The organism is Mitsuaria sp. MSU3D (genome assembly GCF_056867975.1).
Window position 1 is genome coordinate 4,180,159 of the sequence record NZ_CP200314.1, and the last position, 18,084, is coordinate 4,198,242.

The 18,084-nt window shown below is 65.4% G+C and carries 17 protein-coding genes; 4 read left to right on the forward strand and 13 right to left on the reverse strand.

Annotated elements, in window-relative coordinates:
• Positions 1 to 25 precede the first annotated feature (25 nt).
• From AC1VNM_RS18415 to AC1VNM_RS18430, 4 genes are read right to left on the reverse strand one after another with little or no spacing between them, the layout of a single operon-like run.
• Positions 26 to 619 carry a pilus assembly protein PilP gene (locus AC1VNM_RS18415; protein WP_377160101.1) on the reverse strand — a complete coding sequence of 198 codons (594 nt, stop codon included), beginning with the start codon at positions 617 to 619 and terminating at the stop codon, positions 26 to 28.
• Positions 616 to 1,323, reverse strand: a complete 708-nt coding sequence (locus tag AC1VNM_RS18420; protein WP_483107866.1) for a type IV pilus inner membrane component PilO — start codon at positions 1,321 to 1,323, stop codon at positions 616 to 618. The genes AC1VNM_RS18415 and AC1VNM_RS18420 overlap by 4 nt, the downstream gene beginning before the upstream one ends.
• Positions 1,324 to 1,330: 7 nt before the next feature.
• Positions 1,331 to 1,957, reverse strand: coding sequence for a PilN domain-containing protein (locus AC1VNM_RS18425; protein WP_377160097.1), 627 nt, complete (start codon positions 1,955 to 1,957; stop codon positions 1,331 to 1,333).
• On the reverse strand, positions 1,954 to 3,033 hold the full coding sequence (locus AC1VNM_RS18430; protein ID WP_297528858.1) for a pilus assembly protein PilM: 1,080 nt from the start codon (positions 3,031 to 3,033) through the stop codon (positions 1,954 to 1,956). Before AC1VNM_RS18430 ends, AC1VNM_RS18425 begins: the two co-directional genes overlap by 4 nt.
• Before the next feature lie 442 nt (positions 3,034 to 3,475).
• Here AC1VNM_RS18430 and AC1VNM_RS18435 point away from each other — a divergent pair, with 442 nt between their 5' ends.
• A complete protein-coding gene (locus AC1VNM_RS18435) occupies positions 3,476 to 5,917 on the forward strand; it encodes a penicillin-binding protein 1A (protein WP_483107867.1) in 2,442 nt (813 codons plus the stop codon).
• 47 nt (positions 5,918 to 5,964) lie between these two features.
• On the opposite strand, the gene cyaY is transcribed toward AC1VNM_RS18435, so the two are convergent.
• Positions 5,965 to 6,312 carry an iron donor protein CyaY gene (gene cyaY, locus AC1VNM_RS18440; protein WP_377160093.1) on the reverse strand — a complete coding sequence of 116 codons (348 nt, stop codon included), beginning with the start codon at positions 6,310 to 6,312 and terminating at the stop codon, positions 5,965 to 5,967.
• A gap of 43 nt (positions 6,313 to 6,355) precedes the next feature.
• Here cyaY and lptM point away from each other — a divergent pair, with 43 nt between their 5' ends.
• Positions 6,356 to 6,574: an LPS translocon maturation chaperone LptM gene (lptM, locus tag AC1VNM_RS18445; protein WP_377160091.1), complete on the forward strand. Its 219-nt coding sequence runs from the start codon at positions 6,356 to 6,358 to the stop codon at positions 6,572 to 6,574.
• Positions 6,575 to 6,601: 27 nt separating this feature from the next.
• Here lptM and AC1VNM_RS18450 read toward each other — a convergent pair whose 3' ends face one another.
• The 7 genes from AC1VNM_RS18450 to AC1VNM_RS18480 form a co-directional block, all read right to left on the reverse strand.
• On the reverse strand, positions 6,602 to 7,672 hold the full coding sequence (locus AC1VNM_RS18450; RefSeq protein WP_377160089.1) for an ABC transporter ATP-binding protein: 1,071 nt from the start codon (positions 7,670 to 7,672) through the stop codon (positions 6,602 to 6,604).
• Positions 7,669 to 8,670 (reverse strand): ABC transporter ATP-binding protein, encoded by a 1,002-nt coding sequence (locus tag AC1VNM_RS18455; RefSeq protein ID WP_483109306.1) that lies wholly within the window; start codon positions 8,668 to 8,670, stop codon positions 7,669 to 7,671. Before AC1VNM_RS18455 ends, AC1VNM_RS18450 begins: the two co-directional genes overlap by 4 nt.
• Before the next feature lie 15 nt (positions 8,671 to 8,685).
• Positions 8,686 to 9,648: an ABC transporter permease gene (locus AC1VNM_RS18460; protein ID WP_377160085.1), complete on the reverse strand. Its 963-nt coding sequence runs from the start codon at positions 9,646 to 9,648 to the stop codon at positions 8,686 to 8,688.
• Positions 9,649 to 9,704: 56 nt separating this feature from the next.
• A complete protein-coding gene (locus AC1VNM_RS18465; protein WP_377160082.1) occupies positions 9,705 to 10,925 on the reverse strand; it encodes a M20 aminoacylase family protein in 1,221 nt (406 codons plus the stop codon).
• A 1-nt stretch (position 10,926) separates the two neighbouring features.
• Positions 10,927 to 11,904, reverse strand: coding sequence for an ABC transporter permease (locus AC1VNM_RS18470; protein ID WP_483107868.1), 978 nt, complete (start codon positions 11,902 to 11,904; stop codon positions 10,927 to 10,929).
• A 255-nt stretch (positions 11,905 to 12,159) separates the two neighbouring features.
• The gene (locus AC1VNM_RS18475; RefSeq protein ID WP_377160078.1) at positions 12,160 to 13,221 is read right to left on the reverse strand and encodes a porin; all 1,062 of its coding nucleotides are present in this window, start codon (positions 13,219 to 13,221) and stop codon (positions 12,160 to 12,162) included.
• Between the two features lie 303 nt (positions 13,222 to 13,524).
• The gene (locus AC1VNM_RS18480) at positions 13,525 to 14,541 is read right to left on the reverse strand and encodes a porin (RefSeq protein WP_377160076.1); all 1,017 of its coding nucleotides are present in this window, start codon (positions 14,539 to 14,541) and stop codon (positions 13,525 to 13,527) included.
• A gap of 271 nt (positions 14,542 to 14,812) precedes the next feature.
• Between AC1VNM_RS18480 and coq7 the strand changes: the two genes are divergently transcribed.
• A complete protein-coding gene (gene coq7, locus AC1VNM_RS18485; protein ID WP_483107869.1) occupies positions 14,813 to 15,472 on the forward strand; it encodes a 2-polyprenyl-3-methyl-6-methoxy-1,4-benzoquinone monooxygenase in 660 nt (219 codons plus the stop codon).
• A 35-nt stretch (positions 15,473 to 15,507) separates the two neighbouring features.
• Here the strand turns inward: coq7 and AC1VNM_RS18490 are convergent, their stop codons facing one another.
• Complete coding sequence (locus AC1VNM_RS18490; protein WP_483107870.1) at positions 15,508 to 15,930, reverse strand: OsmC family protein; 423 nt, start codon at positions 15,928 to 15,930, stop codon at positions 15,508 to 15,510.
• 349 nt (positions 15,931 to 16,279) lie between these two features.
• Between AC1VNM_RS18490 and ilvA the strand changes: the two genes are divergently transcribed.
• Positions 16,280 to 17,974 (forward strand): threonine ammonia-lyase, biosynthetic, encoded by a 1,695-nt coding sequence (ilvA, locus tag AC1VNM_RS18495; protein WP_483107871.1) that lies wholly within the window; start codon positions 16,280 to 16,282, stop codon positions 17,972 to 17,974.
• The last annotated feature ends 110 nt before the right edge of the window (positions 17,975 to 18,084 follow it).

Sequence of the window (18,084 nt, forward strand, 5' to 3'; positions counted from 1 at the left end):
GAAGCGTTCTCCACAACAGTGTTCTTCATCGTCCCTGCTCCTGAAGCTGGAGAGTACTGGTGCGTTCAATCCATTCGCCCGCAGCGTCCTGGACGACTTCTCGCAACGTGATTTCGGTTTCGCTGATCTTGGTGATGCGGCCGAAGTTCTGCCCCATGTAGTCACCGACCCGCGCCTGGTACAGCAGGTTGTCCACCCGCAGCAACGCGTACGGACGACCGTCCCTGGAGACGCTGCCGACCATCGTCATCGAGTCCAGCGGGAAGGCCTCCAGCGGCTCGCGACGGCGCTTCATCTCCGCAGCCAGCAGCGAACTGGGCTGGGTGGCTTCGCGCCGCAACGCCACCGTCAGCTTTTGCGTGCTGAAGGGGTCGACCATCGCCTGCGCTTCGTAAGGCTGAGGCTGGAAGGTCTTCGGCGGTGTCAGCGGCTTGACGGTCGGGCGCGTCTGCTGGCGCTGCTCTTCCATCCACTGCTGAAGCTCATCAGTGCTGGAGGTACAACCCGTCAGCAACGCACCTGTCAGCGCCAGGCCAAGCAGGCCGAGCGCACGCACAGGCGCTCGATCCGGGGTCGCCACGCCGGGCGACGCTGTGCGGGAGCGAATGAAGCGCGTCATTTCTTCTTCTCCGCGGCCGCCGCGGCCTTCCTCTGTTCCTCGACCTCAGCCGGATCGAGGTAACGATAGGTCCGAGCCGTGGCTTCCATCGACAACACCGCATTGGTGTCCGTGCGTGGGGGCGTATTCGCGTTGGACGAGACACCCGGCACCACGATCGCCAGATCGTGCAGCGTCACGATCCGCGACAGATTCGACACGTCCGCCGTGAAGGCGCCGATGTCGTGATAACGGCCAGACACCTTGATCGCGATCGGCTGTTCTGCGTAGTAGTCGCGCATGACGATGCCGCCAGGACGGAACAGTTCGAACTGCAGGCCTCGACCCAAGCCCGCCTGGTTGATGTCCGACAGCAGCGCATCCATCTCGGCCTTGCCCGGCAGCTGCTTTTCAAGCTGCAGGACGTACTCCTCGACTTGACTCTTCTGCTTGCGCAGCTCGGGCAGGTTCACTGCCTGCGTCAGCTTGTTGTTGAAGTCTTCCTTCAACTGCGGTTCCTTCTGGACCTCAGCGTCCAGCGCCGATTGCTCGTCCGACAGCACGGCGAACCAGCCCAGCACCACAGTCAGTAGCGCCCCCACGACGAAGGCGGCATAACGCGGCGCCGGCGGCCATTGGCCCGGCTCCTGCATGTTCAGGTTCTGGAACTGACCGGAGAAGTCTGCGAACCAGGCGTTGAGGTCCAGGTTTTTCAAGCTTGCCATGGGGTCCTCACGCCTTCTTCGCCGGGGCGTTCGTGGCCGGCTTGGTGCCGGGGCCGCTGGCAGCGCCGGCCGCGGGCTCCGGCGTCGCGCTCTTGATCCCGACCTTGATGGAGAAATCGAAGAGCCGGCGCGGATCACGCGGATTCACGGGAGCCGCCTTGATCTCGACGAGATCGGGGTTCTCGACCCACTCGGCGCGACTCAGATTGCGCAGCATCTCGGATACACGCTCGTTCGACGCCGCCACGCCAGCGATCACCACCGCCTTGTTGACCTGGCGCACCGACTGCAGGAACACACCCTCGGGTGTGAACTTCGCCAGTTCGTTGAGCAGGTGCACCGGAGTGTTGCGATCGCTCTGCAAGTTCTCGACGGCGCGTTGCCGGGCACGCAACGCGTCGATCTCGGCGCGCAGCGTCGCAATGTCCTTGATCTGGATGTCGAGCTTGGTGATCTCGGCCTTCAGATAGTCATTGCGGCTCGCCTGCGCGGCGGTCAACTGCTGCAGCAGCAGATAGATGAAGGCGGCGATCAGCACGCCGACGGCGAAGGACATTCCCAGCCCGACGAAGAACGCGGCCTTGCGGCGCTTGCGCTTCTCCTCGCGGTGCGGGAGCAGGTTGATCAGAATCACTGAAAGAACCTCCGCATGGCGAGGCCGCACGCTGTCAGATAGGCCGGGGCTTCACGGCGCAACTTGGATTCGCGCACCGCAGACCCGAGCACCATGTTCTCGAAAGGATTGACCACCATGCAGGCGAAGCCCGTCAGTTCGGTCACCCGCTCCTTGAGGCCAGGCAAGGTGGCGGTACCGCCGGCGAGCATCACGTAATGGACCTTGTGATGGGGCGTGCTGGTAAAGAAGTACTGGAGCGCCCGGCCGATTTCCTGCGACAGCGAATCGACGAAGGGATTCAGCACCTGCGTCTCGTAGTCATCCGGCAATTCGCCACTGAGCTTCTTCAGCTCCGCCTCCTCGAAGGAGAAACCGTATTGCCGCGAGATCAGCTGAGTCAACTGCGAGCCGCCGAAGGCCTGATCGCGGTCGTAAAGCATTTCATCGTCGCGCAGCACCTTCAGCGAAGTGGTGTCGGCACCGATCTCAAACAGCGCGACCAGCGCGTCCTTGCCTTCGTTGGGCAGCGTCTCCACCAGACGGCCCACGGCCATCCGCGACGCGTGGGACTCGATGTCCAGCACGACCGGCTTGAGGCCGGCAGCTTCCGCCAGCGCCTGACGATCCTGCACGCGGTCCTTGCGGGACGCGGCGATCAGCACTTCGACGTCGCCGACCGAAGTCGGGCTCGGGCCGATGACACAGAAGTCCAGCGAAACCTCGTCCAGCGAGAACGGGATGTACTGGTTGGCCTCGGCCTCGACCTGCAGCTCAAGCTCCTCCTCGCGGAGGCCGGCCGGCAGCATGATCTTCTTGGTGATCACCGAACTTTGCGGCATCGCCAGCGAAGCCTGCCGGGTCCTGCTGCCACTGCGCGTGACCACCCGACGGACGGCGTCCGCGACCTCGTCGAATTTCTCGATCTGGCCGTCGGTAATCCAGCCTTTTTCGAATGGCTCGGTGGCGAAACGTTCAAGAACGTATTCGCCATTCGAGTTTTGACTCAATTCCACAAGCTTGACACTGGACGACGAGATGTCCAGGCCAATCATGGGTGGATGCGCACGTCCGCGCAGTAGGTCCAACAGCCCCATGATGCGTTCCCCCAACGCGCCGCTCATGCGCCGGTTTGTTAATAAGTTACTTGAATGCTATCAGCAAAGCCTTTGTCGCCCCAAGGCAAAGCGGTCACAGCAAGTAACGCAGCGTTGCGTAACATACACGCCACCGACGGGTGGTAAAGCGCCAAAAAATGGCCCTTTTACTCCCCATTCGGAACGGTTTTGCGACAGATTCCCGCTTTGCCGAATCCCCTCCGGGACACCTTCAAGAGGGATGTCCCGGGCGGAGGAAAAAGGCAGCCGCGCAGTGTCCGCGAAAGTCCCCACAACTCCTGTAACAGTCAAGCGGTCGCGGACTGACCCGGCGAAGCCCCAGTGGGGGCCGTTCCTATAATCGTCGCTCGCGGCCCGCATCGTCACCCGTACAGGCCCTGATAGGGCGCGGCCAGGCACGCAAGATTGCACACTCCGGCCCATGCCCTCGAAGAATTCCTCCGACAACGAACCCTCCTTCGACGCCCCGTCCGATTCGGGCAAGGGCGCCGCATCCAGGAAAGAGAAGAGCAACTCCACCCGCAAGAAGCCCCAGGGCGACGGCAAGCCGCGCCGGCCCTGGTTTGTGCGGCTGGTCGGCTGGCTCTTCGGCCTGGTGCTGGCGGGAGTGGGTGCAGTGGTGCTGCTGGTCGGCATGGCCCTGGCGATCGCCTACCCCCAACTGCCCGACATCAGCGGACTGACCGACTACCGGCCGAAGCTGCCGCTGCGTGTGATGTCCAGCGAGGGTCAGTTGCTGGCCGAGTACGGCGAGGAACGCCGCAGCTACTCCGACATCCGAGAGATCCCCAAGTTGATGCAGGACGCGATCCTGGCCATCGAGGACGCGCGCTTCTATCAGCACGGCGGCGTGGATTACCTGGGCGTGATCCGCGCCGGCCTGGCCAACGTCAGCGAGTCCAAGAGCCAGGGCGCCTCGACCATCACGATGCAGGTGGCGCGCAACTTCTATCTGTCCACCGAGAAGACCTTCACCCGCAAGATCTACGAGATCCTGCTCGCGCTGAAGATCGAGAGCGCGCTGCCCAAGGAGAAGATCCTCGAGATCTACATGAACCAGATCTTCCTGGGGCACCGCGCCTACGGCTTCGCGGCGGCCAGCGAGGTGTACTTCGGCAAGCCTCTGAAGGACCTCTCGATCGCCGAGGCGGCGATGCTCGCCGGGTTGCCGAAAGCACCATCTGCTTACAACCCGATCAACAATCCGCGCCGGGCAGTGTTGCGCCAGCAATACATCATCGACCGGATGCTGGAAATGGGCTTCATCACGCCCGAGCAGCATGCCCAGGCCAAGGCCGAAAAACTGCGCATCCGGCCGCCGCAGGAAGCCGCCAGCCACGCCGAGTACGTCGCCGAACTGGCCCGCCAACTGATCTTCAGCCAGTACGGGGACGAGGCCTACACGCGCGGTCTGAATGTCTATCTGACACTGCACGCGGACGAGCAGGAACGTGCCTACCGCGCCCTGCGCCGCGGGATCATGGACTACGAGCGCCGCCAGGTGTACCGGGGACCCGAGGCCTATGTGGACCTGCCGGCCGATCCCAAGGAGCTGGACACCCGCATCGCCGAGGCGCTCTCCGACCATCCGGCCAACGACGAACTGCTGGCAGCCGTGGTGCTGGAAGCCAGTCCGAAGCAGGTCATCGCGGCGCTGCAGAGCGGCGAGTCGGTGACCATCACCGGCGAAGGACTCAAGCCAGCCACCTCGGGACTGTCCGACAAGGGCAACCCGAAGACCCGCATCCGTCGTGGCGCGGTGATCCGTGTGATCAAGCTGGTCAGGAACAACAAGGACGAGTGGACGATCACCCAGCTACCCGAAGTCGAGGGCGCGATGGTGGCGCTCAGCCCGAAGGACGGCAGTGTGCGGGCGTTGGTCGGCGGCTTCGATTACAACAAGAACAAGTTCAACCACGTCACTCAGGCCTGGCGGCAGCCGGGCTCGAGCTTCAAGCCGTTCATCTATTCAGCCGCGCTGGAGAAGGGGTTCAACGGCGCGACGATCGTCAACGACGGGCCGCTGTTCTTCGACGCGACGACCACCGGCAGCCAGCCCTGGGAACCCAAGAACTACGATGGCCAGTTCGACGGTCCGATGCCGCTGCGGCGCGCGCTGGCCAAGTCAAAGAACATGGTGTCGATCCGGGTGTTGCAATCGGTGGGCGTGAAGTACGCGCAGGACTGGATCACGCGCTTCGGCTTCGACGCGGACAAGCACCCGGCCTACCTGACGATGGCACTGGGCGCCGGGTCGGTGACGCCGATGCAGATGGCGCAGGCGTACTCGGTCTTCGCCAACGGCGGGTACCGGATCGCGCCGCAGCTGGTCCAGCGCATCACGGACCACGCGGGCCGCGTGCTGTACCAGCAGCAACCCAAGCAGTTCGAGGACTCGCAGCGGGCCATCGAACCTCGCAACGCCTACCTGATGGACAGCCTGCTCCAGGAAGTCGCGCGCAGCGGCACGGCGGCCCGTACCCAGGCCACGCTCAAGCGCCCGGACATCTACGGCAAGACCGGCACGACCAACGACTCGATGGACGCCTGGTTCGCGGGTTTCCAGCCGGAGTTGGTGTCGGTGGTGTGGATCGGCTACGACCAGCCGCGCAAGCTGGGTGACCGGGAAACCGGCGGTGGGCTCGCCCTGCCGGTGTGGATCGAGTTCATGCAATACGCCCTGCGCAACACGCCGGTCCAGGAGATACAGCCTCCCGAGGGCGTGGTGAACTTCAACGGCGAGTGGTACTACGACGAATTCGCCGGCAACAGCGGCGTGAAGGCACTCGGCAACGAGGAGCACGTGCCGACCACCGGCTCCGAGGAAGAGAAGAAGAGCATCCTCGATCTCTTCAAGCGCTAGCTCCCCCGACCGCCTGGTCGGGACGATCTCGCCCAGGACTCGCTCAGTCAGCTCCCGGAAAAGACCAGCGGCCTGCCCGCGTGATGCGAAGCCTCCTCGGACAGGCGCGCGAAGAAGGCGACGCCATCCTTGGTGTCGATCCATTGCCCGTCGACGAATTTGAAGTGATACCCACCGCGCCGCGAGGCGAGCCACAGCTCGTGCAGCGGCGGCTGCGTGTTCACGACGATCTTGCTGCGGTCCTGGAACTCCAGTTCCAGCAGTCCGCCGGTGCGATGCTGGTCGATGTCGACCACGTCGTCGTCGAGCCAGGTGTCGATGTCGGATTCGATGCTGGCCAGCACGGCGTCGGTGCGGGCGTCGTAGTCGGCATCGGTCAGTGGCGTGGGCGTCATGGGCAATCGGGAGCGGGCTCGCGAGAGACTAGACTGCGAGCCCATGAAGAACGTGAAGATGCGAAGTGTAGGCGCTGCCTCCAAGACGACCCGCCGCCGCGCCGCCAAGGCCATGACAACCCTGATGTTGTGCGCGGCTGCGCTCGCCGTCAGCGCCTGTGGCCAGAAGCGACCGCTCCAGTTGCCGCAGGCGAAGCATCCGACGCCGTCGTCGGCGTCGACGGCCTCCTCGCCGGCCTCGGCCGCCAGCGCCGCGAACTGACGCCGCCGCGTCCGCGCGAGGCGGACCTCAGATCCGCCCTTCCTCCACCGCGTGGCAGGCCACGCGGATCCCTTGGAACTCGAGCAGCTGTGGCCGCTCCGCGCTGCAACGCGCGTTCGCGTGCGGGCACCGGGGGTGGAAGCTGCACCCGCTCGGGGGATTCAGCGGATTGGGCACTTCCCCCTGCACGGGGGTGCGAGAGCGACCCGACATGTGGATGTCGGGAATCGCGTCGAGCAGCATCCGCGTGTACGGATGTCGCGGCGTCGCGAACAGCGCGCGCTTGTCGGCCTGCTCCACCAGCCGACCGAGGTACATCACGCCCACCTGGTCGGCCACATGCCGCACCACCGCGAGGTTGTGCGAGATGAACAGGTAGGTCAGGCCTTGCTTGCGCTGCAGGTCCTTCATGATGTTCAGGACCTGCGCCTGCACCGAGACGTCGAGCGCCGACGTCGGCTCGTCGCAGACGAGGAACTCCGGCTCGGTCGCCAGCGCGCGGGCGATGGAGATACGCTGCCTCTGCCCGCCTGAGAACTGGTGCGGAAACTTCTCCGCGTCCACCGGCGACAGCCCCACCGACTGCAGCAGCTCGCCGACGCGTTGCTTCAGTGCTTGCGCGTCGCGCACCAGGCCGTGCTCGCGCAGCGGTTCGGCGACGATGTCCTGGACCTTCCAGCGCGGGTTGAGACTCGCATAGGGATCCTGGAAGATCATCTGCATCCGGCGTCGCAAGGCCAGTGCATCCGGTCCCTTCAACGTGGTGGCGATGTCCGCATCATCAAAGCGCACCTCGCCGCGCGTCGGTGCATAGAGCCCGACGAGCAGGCGTGCGACGGTACTCTTGCCGCAGCCCGACTCGCCGACCAGCGCGAGCGTCTGGCCCTTCTCGATCGAGAAGCTGACGCCATCCACTGCATGGACGAACTGCCGTGGCTTGCGCTCGATCACGCGATTCAGCCACGGGGCCGACACGTCGAAGGTCTTGGCCAGATCACGCACCTCAACCAGCACCTCACCGGGGCTGGCTGTGGCTCGCTCGCCGTCGCCCGATTTCGTCGGGTCCGTCGCGCGTGGCGTCTCGTTCAACACAGTCATGCGACGCCTCCCTGCACGACAGCGACATCCGCGGCGTGCAACCAGCACGCTGCTTGGGTCGCAGGCGCCTTCATCAACTCGGGGCGCTGCTCGTGGCAGCGATCGAAGGCCCGCGGACAGCGCGGATGGAAGGCACAACCGGTCGGAATCGACGTGAGGCGCGGCATGGCCCCGTCGATCTGCACGAGCCGCTCGCGGTCCTCGTCCATCGCGGGGATGGAGCCCATCAGCCCCGACGTGTAAGGATGGCCCGGGCGATGGATCACCTCCTGCACCGGCCCGATCTCGGCCACGCGCCCGGCATACAGCACCGCCACGCGGTCGCAGGTCTCGGCGATCACGCCCATGTCGTGCGTGACCAGCATGACCGCCGCGCCCTGCTCCCTGCACACACGCTTGAGCAAGGCAATGATCTGCGCCTGGATCGACACGTCGAGGGCCGTTGTCGGCTCGTCGGCGACGATCAGCTTCGGATCTGCCGCGAGTGCGAGCGCGATCACCACGCGCTGCCGCATGCCACCCGAGAACTGGTGCGGATACTGGTCCACTCGGGCCTCGGGTGCCGGGATGCCGGTCGCCGCCAGCAGCTCGATCGCACGGGCGCGGGCCTGCTTCGCACTGAGCCCGAGGTGGGTCGTGATCGTCTCGACCAGTTGCCGGCCTACCGTATACAGCGGATTGAGCGACGTCAGAGGATCCTGGAAGATCGCGCCAATCTGCCGACCGCGAACACGGCGCATCTGGTCCGCAGGCAGGTTGTCGATGCGACGACCGTCGAGCAGGATCTCTCCACCGGCGATGCGCCCTGGTGGATCGAGCAGGCCAATGATCGCCGCGCCGGTCAGCGACTTGCCGGCGCCGGATTCGCCGACGACACCGAGCACCTCGCCGGGCGCGATGTCGAAGGACACGTCGTCCAGCGCGAGCAGCGTGCCACGCCGGGTCGGGAATTCCACGCGCAGATGGCGGACTTGCAGCAGGGGAGCAGAGGCGGTCATGGGGCCGTCATCCAATCAGCGCAGGCGGGGATTGAGCGCATCGCGCAACCAATCGCCGAGCATGTTCACCGACACCGTGATCAACACCAGCATCGTGCTGGGCCAGATCGTGATCCACCATTCGCCGGAGAACAGGAAGTCGTTGCCGACGCGGATCAGCGTCCCCAGCGAAGGGCTGGTCGGCGGCACGCCGACGCCGAGGAAGGACAGCGTCGCCTCCGTCAGGATCGCCGACGCGACCTGCAGCGTCGCCAACACCAGCACCGGACCGGTCACGTTGGGAAGCACGTGTCGCCACATGATGGCCATCGGCTGCACGCCGATCACGCGAGCGGCCTGCACATATTCCTTGTTGCGCTCGACCATCGTCGAGCCGCGCACCGTACGCGCGTACTGCACCCACCCGGTCAGCGAGATCGCGAGGATCAGCACCGCGAAAGCCAGCGACTCGTGCGCATCCTTGAACACGACACGGCCGATGCCGTCGATCAGCAGCGCGATCAGGATCGACGGGAAGGACAGCATCACATCGCAGATGCGCATGATGAACGCATCCACCTTGCCGCCGACGAAGCCGGACAGCAGCCCCAGGCCGACGCCGATGATCATCGACAGGATCACCGAGGCCACGCCCACCAGCAGCGAGATCCGCGCGCCGTACATGATCGCGGACAGCAGATCTCGCCCCTGGTCGTCGGTGCCTAGCAGGTACTTCGTCGATCCGCCCTCGATCCACGCCGGCGGCAGCCGCGAGTCCATCAGCTCCAGCGCCGACAGGTCGAACGGATCGTGCGGCGCGATCCAGGTCGCGAACAGCGCGCAGATCAGACAGCACAGCGCGACGAAGGCCGCGACCATGGCGAACGGCGAGCGGGTGAACGAGTGCCAGACGTCGCCGTCGAAGAAGCGCTTCAACGCGGTCGGCGGGCGCGGAGCCGGCGCACCGGAGGCCGGCGGAGGAGGAAGGGAGGCGGTCATTCGGAGATCAGGAGGGCGGGCTGTCGGGACGATGGCGGCGGGACGCGGAGGTCCGCTCAATGCGGTGCGAGGGGCAGGCCCTGCTCGACCAGGGCCGCGAACAGTGCGGACCCGAGCGGCAGGATCTCGTCGTTGAAGTCGTAGCGCGGCTGATGCAGCCCGCAGGGGCCGCCTTGTCCCAGCCGCAGATAGGCGCCGGGTCGGGCCTGCAGCATGAAGGCAAAGTCCTCGGACCCCATGCTCGGCACGAGTTTGTCGTCAACGTTCTCCGGGCCGACCAGCGACTGCGCGACGCGCACCGCGAAGTCGGCCTCGCGCGCACTGTTGACGGTCGCGGGATAGAGCCGCTGGTAGTCGACCTTGGCGCTCGCCCCGAAACCCAGGGCGACCGATTCGACCAGGCGCGTCATCCGCTCCTCGAGCAGTTGCTGCACTTCGGGCTTGAAGCTGCGCACCGTGCCGGTCAACTGCGCGGCCTCGGGGATGACGCTGAAGGCGCTCGGCTCGCCGGCATGCATCGAACAGAGGCTGACGACCGCCTGCTCGATCGGCGCGATGTTGCGCGACACCAGGCTTTGCACCGCGGTGATCACATGGCCGGCGATCAGCACCGGGTCGACGCTCAGGTGCGGATGCGCGCCGTGACCGCCGCGCCCCTGGATCGTGATGTTCACGCGGTCCGCCGCTGCCATCATCGCGCCACGGTTCAGACCGATCTTCCCGGGCGGCAGGTGCGGCCAGTTGTGCATCGCGTAGATGGATTCCACCGGGAAACGCTCGAACAGGCCGTCGGCGATCATCTCGCGCGCGCCGCCATAGCCCTCCTCGCCCGGCTGGAACACCAGCACCGCCGTACCGGCAAAACGCCGCGTCTGCGCCAGGTAGCGCGCCGTCCCGACCAGCATCGCGCAGTGGCCGTCGTGTCCGCACGCATGCATCAGGCCGGGCGTCGACGAACGCCAGGCGAAGTCGTTCTGCTCGCGCAGCGGCAGCGCATCCATGTCGGCGCGCAGCCCGAAAAGTCTGGGCGCCGTGCCCGGCGTCGTCTGGCCATGGATGGTCGCGACGATGCCGGTGCGGCCCAGGCCCTGGTGGATCTCGTCGACGCCGCAGGCCTTCAGCGCCTGCACGATCCGGGCGGCGGTGCGGTGTTCCTCGAAGCCGAGTTCCGGCATCGTGTGCAGTTCGCGGCGCAGCGCAACAAGCTCTCCGCGCGCCTCGAAGAGTCGCTGGTAGGTGCCGGCCGCGGCGGCGGTCAGGTGCTCTGGAGCGTTCATGTCAATGCGCGCCGCCGCTCACGCGCAAGCGCGGATCGACAGCGAAGTACAGCAGATCGACGACCAGGTTGATCACGACGAAGATCAGCGAGATCAGGCAGAGGTAGGCCGCCATCACGGGAATGTCGGCGAACTGCACCGCCTGGATGAACAGCAATCCCATGCCGGGCCATTGAAACACGGTCTCGGTGATGATCGCAAAGGCAATCAGCGATCCCAGCTGCAGGCCGGTGATCGTGATGACCGGCACCAGCGTGTTCTTCAACGCATGCCCGAAGTAGATCGTCCGGTCGCTGAGGCCGCGGGCGCGGGCGAACTTGATGTAGTCGGCGCGCAGCACTTCCAGCATCTCGGCGCGCACGATGCGCATGATCAAGGTCAGCTGGAACACCGCCAGCGTGACGCCCGGCAACAGCAGGTGACGCAACCCGTCGCCGGTCAGCAGCCCGGTGCTCCAGGCACCGAGCATCACGACTTCGCCCCGGCCATAGCTCGGCAGCCAGGCCAGTTGCACCGCGAAGATCAGGATCAGCAGGATCCCGATGAGGAAGGTCGGCAGCGCCACGCCCAGCAGTGACAGCGTCATCAACAGCTGTGAGCCGAAGGTCCCGCGCCGCAGCGCCGCGTAGACGCCCAGTGGGATGCCGAACACCAGTGCGATCAGCGCGGCCGTCGCAGACAGCTCGAGCGTCGCCGGGAAGCGCTCCGCGATCAGCGCGGAGACCTTGCGACCCTGCTTCAGGCTGACGCCGAACTCGCCCTGCGCCGCATTGCCGGCGAAATGCGCGAACTGCACGATGAAGCTCTGATCGAGCCCCAGATCCTTGCGCAACTGCTCGCGCTGCTCCGGCGTGGCGTCCTGGCCGAGCAGGTTGTTGACCGGATCCCCGACGTACTGGAACAGCATGAAGGCGATGAAGGCCACCGTCAGCATGACGACGACGGCCTGCGCCAGACGGCGAAGAATGAAAACCAGCATGGACGAGGGCCTCCGGCATGGGCTCGGGCGACGCGACTTGTGATCGGCCCTGGCACGACCTGACCCCGGAGGCGGAGCGCTTCAGAAGGGAACCATCATCAAGCAGCGTACGCCCACCGGCAAGTGGGTTAGCCCTTGACGCGGCGCGAACGCGACGTCGTCCCGACCGTTGCACAAGAACGAAAAAACCGCCCGAAGGCGGTTTGCTGCGAGGCGGCGGCGGGGTGGTCAGGTCCGCCGTCTCCCAAAGGACGATCAGAAGCGGTGACGGATACCGACGATCGAACCACCACGCTTCTCGGCGTTGTTGGCGAAGCGGACCGCGCCCTCGTGCTTGGTGTAGTCCAGCTCGAAGTAAGCGTCGGTGCGCTTGGAGAAAGCGTAGTCCGCGACGAAGGCCACGTAGTGCCCTTTGCTCTTGGTGTTGGCCAGAGCAGCGCTGTAGTGCGTCTGCGTGGCGTACCAATAGTGAGCGCCCAAGTTCAGTTGCGGGGTCAGCTGATAGGCGGCGCCCACCGAGATCATGTCCCGCTTCTTCACATCATTCGCGGCCGCATTCAGCACCGTGCCCAGCAAGCCGGACGTGTAGGCCGCGCCCAGCAAGCCGCCCCGGTCGAACTTGTTGGTCGCCCAGGACAGGTTGATGTACCACGGGCCGCTCGTGTACGCGCCGCCGGCGGTGTAGCCCTTGACCTTCTTGCCCAGGGTGTCCTCGACCTGCAGGAAGGCGCCGCCGAAGGCGATGGGGCCCTGGTTGTAGCGCAGCAGGCCGCCGAACGACTTGTTCTGTGAATTGCCTTCACCCGCCGACACCTGGACCTCGCCGCGGATGGGGCCCTTCTCGAACAGGTACTTGACCATGTTGTCCTGGCGCGCGCCCATCGACAGGCCGATCTCGGGCTTGTAGGCCTCGATGTAGGGCGAGTACTTGAAGGACGCGTAGGTCGACGTGTAGATGTCGAACAGGATGTTGTACTGGCGACCCAGCGTGAGGCGGCCGAAGTCGGCCGACTGGATGCCGACCCAGGACTGACGCCAGAAATCGGCGGCGGCCACGGTGCCGGTGTCGGAGTTCAGACGGTGCTCGAGGTTGGCGATGGCCTTCAGCCCGCCGCCCATGTCCTCGGTCACGTTCACCCCGAGACGGCTCTGGGACATGCCACCGGGGATCACCTGCTTCTCGGAGCTTCCGGCGTTCGCATTGCTGGTCCAGCGCAGACCTACGTCAACGATGCCGTAGAGCTGCACGGTCGACTGTGCCCAGGCGGCGCTGGTGCTCGCTGCGAGGATGCTCAACGCCAAGGCGGCTTTCTTCATGTGATGTCTCCTGTATGTTTGGTGTGGTCGCCGAGATCGATTCTCAGCGAAGCCCCCAGACGGAGACGCTTTGTGTTGCACATCGCCCACGCGAGCAAACCCTGTCAAGTTTGTGACGCCCTCCCAGAGGGAAAACCCGCGAAGACTGTCTACAAAATCTACAACAGTGCGTTGCGACGACAGTGCTTGATCGACTGGCGCAAGACCTGGCACCTGCGCGACAGGCTCCCTACGGGCTAACGTTGAGACGAAAAAAGCCGCCCCGAGGGGCGGCTTTCGTAGCGCAGCGCGCTGATCCGGAGATCAGAAGCTGTGCTTGATACCGACGTCCAGGCCACCCGACTTGCCACCGCGAGCAGCGGCAACAGCGTTGTTCTGAACGCGGAAGTTCGAGTTGTCGTTGTCGATGATCGACGCGGTCGTGTACAGCGCGGTGCGCTTGGACAGGTTGTGCTGGTAGCCGATGGTGAAGGCTTGAGCGTCGCCGCGTGCCGCCACCACTGCGTCAGCAGCACCGTTGGTCTCAGCCTTGGTGTACTGAGCGGTCACCGAACCGGCAGCCGTCACCGGCACCACGGCGCCGACCGTGAACAGGTTCTGCTTGCGCGAACCGAACTTCAGCTGGCTGAACAGGCCTTGCACCTTCACGACCTTGAAGTCGTAGCTGGCGCCCAGCGACAGTTGCTTGAACTTCGAGCCCAGCGAGTCGGTCGACTGGTAGCCGCCGGCCACGTTGAAGTCGGCGATCTTGTAGCCCAGACGGCCACCGAAGGACTTCTTGCCGTCGGTGCCTTCACCAGCAGCCACGTCGAACGAGCCGTACACGCCGCCCAGGTCGGCCGGCAGGAAGTACTGAACCAGGTTGTCGGCACGGTTGATCGTGTCGATGTTCGAGCCCAGCAGGCTGTACGTGCGGGTCACGTCACCCAGACCGGTGGTGCTGTAGACGTCGAAATCATCGACGACCAGGCGGGTCGAGGTCTTGCCACGGCCCAGACGGACTTCACCGAAGTCGCCCATCAGGCTCACGGAAGCGCGACGGCCCCAGAAGCGGGTGGCGTCAGCGGTGCCGGTGTCGGCAGCCAGGGCGCCTTCCAGCCAGAAGCCAGCCTTCAGGCCGCCACCCAGGTCTTCGACGCCACGGACGCCGATGCGGCTGGAGGAGCTGCCGTCGTTCGTCAGTTGCTTCGTGTCCTGGCCATTGGCCTTCGTGTAACGGGCGGCCACGTCGATCACGCCAAACAGCGTGACGGACGATTGAGCGGCAGCGGCACCAGCGAAACCAGCCAGCACAGCCAGCGCGACGAGAGATTTCTTCATTAGAGACTCCTAGATCTTCAATGAGGTTGCGGTTGGTAGATCGCCCGCAAACCAAGCTCCTGCAATGAAGCTGTGGTGTATTGCAACAGGTCCGATCACGCCTGACCAGCAGCCACCCCGTAAAAGTCCTGATTTCGTTGGATCGAAGCAACGCGTATGGGATTAAAAAATTGTGTCATCACGCATTCGCACAAAGGATCACCCGGCACCACCGAACCACTTGACGCCCCGCTCCTAAACTGCGGCGTCACGCCCACCGCGAGCATTCAAGATGGAATCCCAGCCTCAGCGCCCGGCGCGCATACTTTCTCGAGCGGACGCGTGGATATCCACGCTGGATCACAGCCTGAAGACGCTGGCGGGTGTCGCGCCGATGGCGAGACCGGCGCCCGAAGCGGCATCCGCCGACGAGCCGCTGGATGAGCCGCAGCGCAAGCTCGCCGCGTCGCTGATGCGGGTCAATCATGTCGGCGAGGTCTGCGCGCAGGCGCTCTACCGCGCCCAGGCCCTGACCACGAGGGACGCGGCCCTGCGTCAACACCTGGAGCACGCCGCGCAGGAGGAGATCGACCATCTCGCCTGGTGCGCCGGGCGACTCCGTGCGCTGAACGACCGCCCGAGCTTGCTCAATCCCCTCTGGTACGGCGGCGCCTTCGCGATCGGTTCCGTCGCCGGGCTGATCGGGGACAAGGTCAGCCTGGGCTTCGTCATCGAGACCGAGCGTCAGGTCGAGGCGCACCTCGCTGGCCACCTGAAGCGGCTGCCCGCGGGCGACCACAGTTCGCGAGCGATCGTCGCGCAGATGAAGGAAGAGGAGGCCCGTCACGCCGAAGAGGCGCGCGGGCTCGGCGGCGTCGACCTGCCTGCGCCGGTACGGGGTTTGATGCGCCTAGCCGCCAAGGTCATGACGCGCACGGCGCACCATCTCTAGCGTGCGCCCTCGCCCGCCGGGCGGGCGGGCGGGAATCAGACCTCGACGATCTCCACCGACGTGGTGATCTCCGCCGTCTTCGCCAGCATGATGCTGGCCGAACAGTACTTCTCGTGGGAGAGCTGCACCGCGCGCTCCACGCTCGCCTGCGGCAGGCCCTTGCCCGTCACGACGAAGTGCATGTGGATCCTGGTGAAGACCTTCGGATCGGCCTCGGCGCGATCGGCACTCAGCTTGACCTGGCAACCGCGCACATCGTGGCGGCCGCGCTTCAGGATCAACACCACGTCATAGGCGGTGCAACCGCCAGTCCCGGCCAGCACGGTTTCCATCGGTCGCGGCGCCAGGTTGCGACCACCCCCATCCGGCGCGCCGTCCATGTTGATCATGTGGCCGCTGCCGGTCTCGGCGATGAAGCTCATGCCGTCGGCGCCCATCCAGTTGATCGTGCATTCCATTCGTCGTTCCTTCGTTCCATGGGCCGTTCGAGCCATGCGGGGCGGTGATCTGACCCCACTTCTTGCGGGACCGCCCATCACGGTCACCCACTCTGGCGGTGATTTTGCGCATTTAGAGGCCCGACTCCAGGGCTGGACCCCCCGAAAAATATTGCAGCGCAACATGCATCCCCCTAGAATTCTAGGCATGCGACAGCGCTACCCCACTCTGTAGGGTCAGCCCCGCACCGATTGTCTCCTCCACCGCCTCCATGGTGGATTCAGCCCGAGGCCACAAGCCTCGGGCTTTTTTTCGTCCGTCCGCGCACGCTCCGCAGCGCAAGGCTCGCTCCTCCAATGGCGAAAGCGCATGAGCCGCCGCCGCTCAGGCGTCCCCGCGCCCCGGGCAGACCCTCGCTATCATCGTCCGCCCGACTCCCGCCGCGTCCGCGCGGGACGGGGAACTGGAGGGATTTCCATGGCCGGCACCCGCCGCGCATCGCGCAAGAACACCTCGACGCGCCCATCGGCGCAACACCCCGCGTTACTCCCGGCCGACCAGAGTTATCTCCAACGGATTCTTAACGCCAAGGTGTATGAGGTCGCGCAGGAAACCTCCCTCGATGCCGCCCGCAATCTCTCCAAGCGCATCGGCAACAAAGTCTGGCTGAAACGCGAAGATCAGCAGCCGGTATTCAGCTTCAAATTGCGGGGTGCCTATAACAAGATGGCAAATCTCGCGCCCGAGCAATTGGCGCGCGGGGTGATTTGCGCATCGGCGGGGAATCATGCCCAGGGCGTGGCGCTGTCGGCAAAGAAACTCGGCTGCCGCGCGGTCATCGTGATGCCGGTGACGACGCCCAAGGTCAAGATCGACGCCGTGCAGGCGCTGGGCGGCGAGGTGGTGCTGGCCGGGGAGTCCTTCACGGACGCGTACGGGCACGCGCTGGAGCTTGAGCAGCAGCACGGACTGAGCTTCGTCCACCCGTTCGACGATCCCGACGTCATCGCCGGCCAGGGCACGATCGCGATGGAGTTGCTGCGCCAGCACCCGGGGCCGATCGACGCGATCTTCGTCGCGATCGGCGGGGGCGGTTTGATCTCGGGGGTCGCGGCCTACATCAAGGCCGTGCGGCCGGAGATCAAGATCATCGGCGTCCAGACCAAGGACTCGGACGCCATGGTGCGCTCCGTGCGCGCCGGCAAGCGGGTCACGCTGACCGACGTGGGGCTCTTCTCGGACGGCACTGCGGTCAAGCTGGTCGGCGAGGAAACCTTCCGCATCTGCCGCGAGCTGGTCGACGACTACATCCTGGTCGACACCGACGCCGTCTGTGCCGCGATCAAGGATGTCTTCGTCGACACGCGCAGCATCCTGGAGCCGGCCGGCGGACTGGGTGTCGCAGCCATCAAGCAGTATGCGGCGCAGCACGGGACCCGGGGCGAGACCTACATCGCCATCACCTGCGGCGCGAACATGAACTTCGACCGGCTGCGCTTCGTGGCCGAGCGCGCGGAGGTCGGCGAGGAGCGCGAGGCGCTGTTCGCCGTCACCATCCCGGAGGAACGCGGCAGCTTCCGGCGCTTCTGTGAACTGGTCCAGGGCCGCAGCGTCACAGAATTCAACTACCGCATCTCCGACCGCCAGGTGGCGCACGTCTTCGTCGGCGTCTCCATCACCAAGCGCGAGGAAGCCGACAAGCTGGTCCGCAGCTTCGAGCGCCATCGTTTCGCCACCGTCGACCTCACCGACGACGAACTGGCCAAGCAGCACGTCCGCCACATGGTCGGCGGTCGGACCGAACTTGCGGAGAACGAGCGCCTCTTCCGCTTCATCTTCCCGGAGCGGCCGGGCGCGCTGATGCGCTTCCTGTCCAGCATGAGCCCGGACTGGAACATCAGCCTGTTCCACTACCGCAACCAGGGCGCGGACTATGGCCGCATCCTCGTCGGTCTGCAGGTTCCGAAGGGCGACGGCAAGGCGTTCAAGACCTTCCTCGACCAGTTGAACTACCCCTGTACCGAAGAGACCGATAACCCGGTGTACCGGCTCTTCCTGCGTTGAACCGCGTCAAGGGGCCGTGACCGCGCGGGCGCACCGGCGCCCGGACGGCCAGGCGGTTACGGCTTGACACCAACAGCTGCCCCCGGGACAAGGGGCAGAGGCGAGACGGC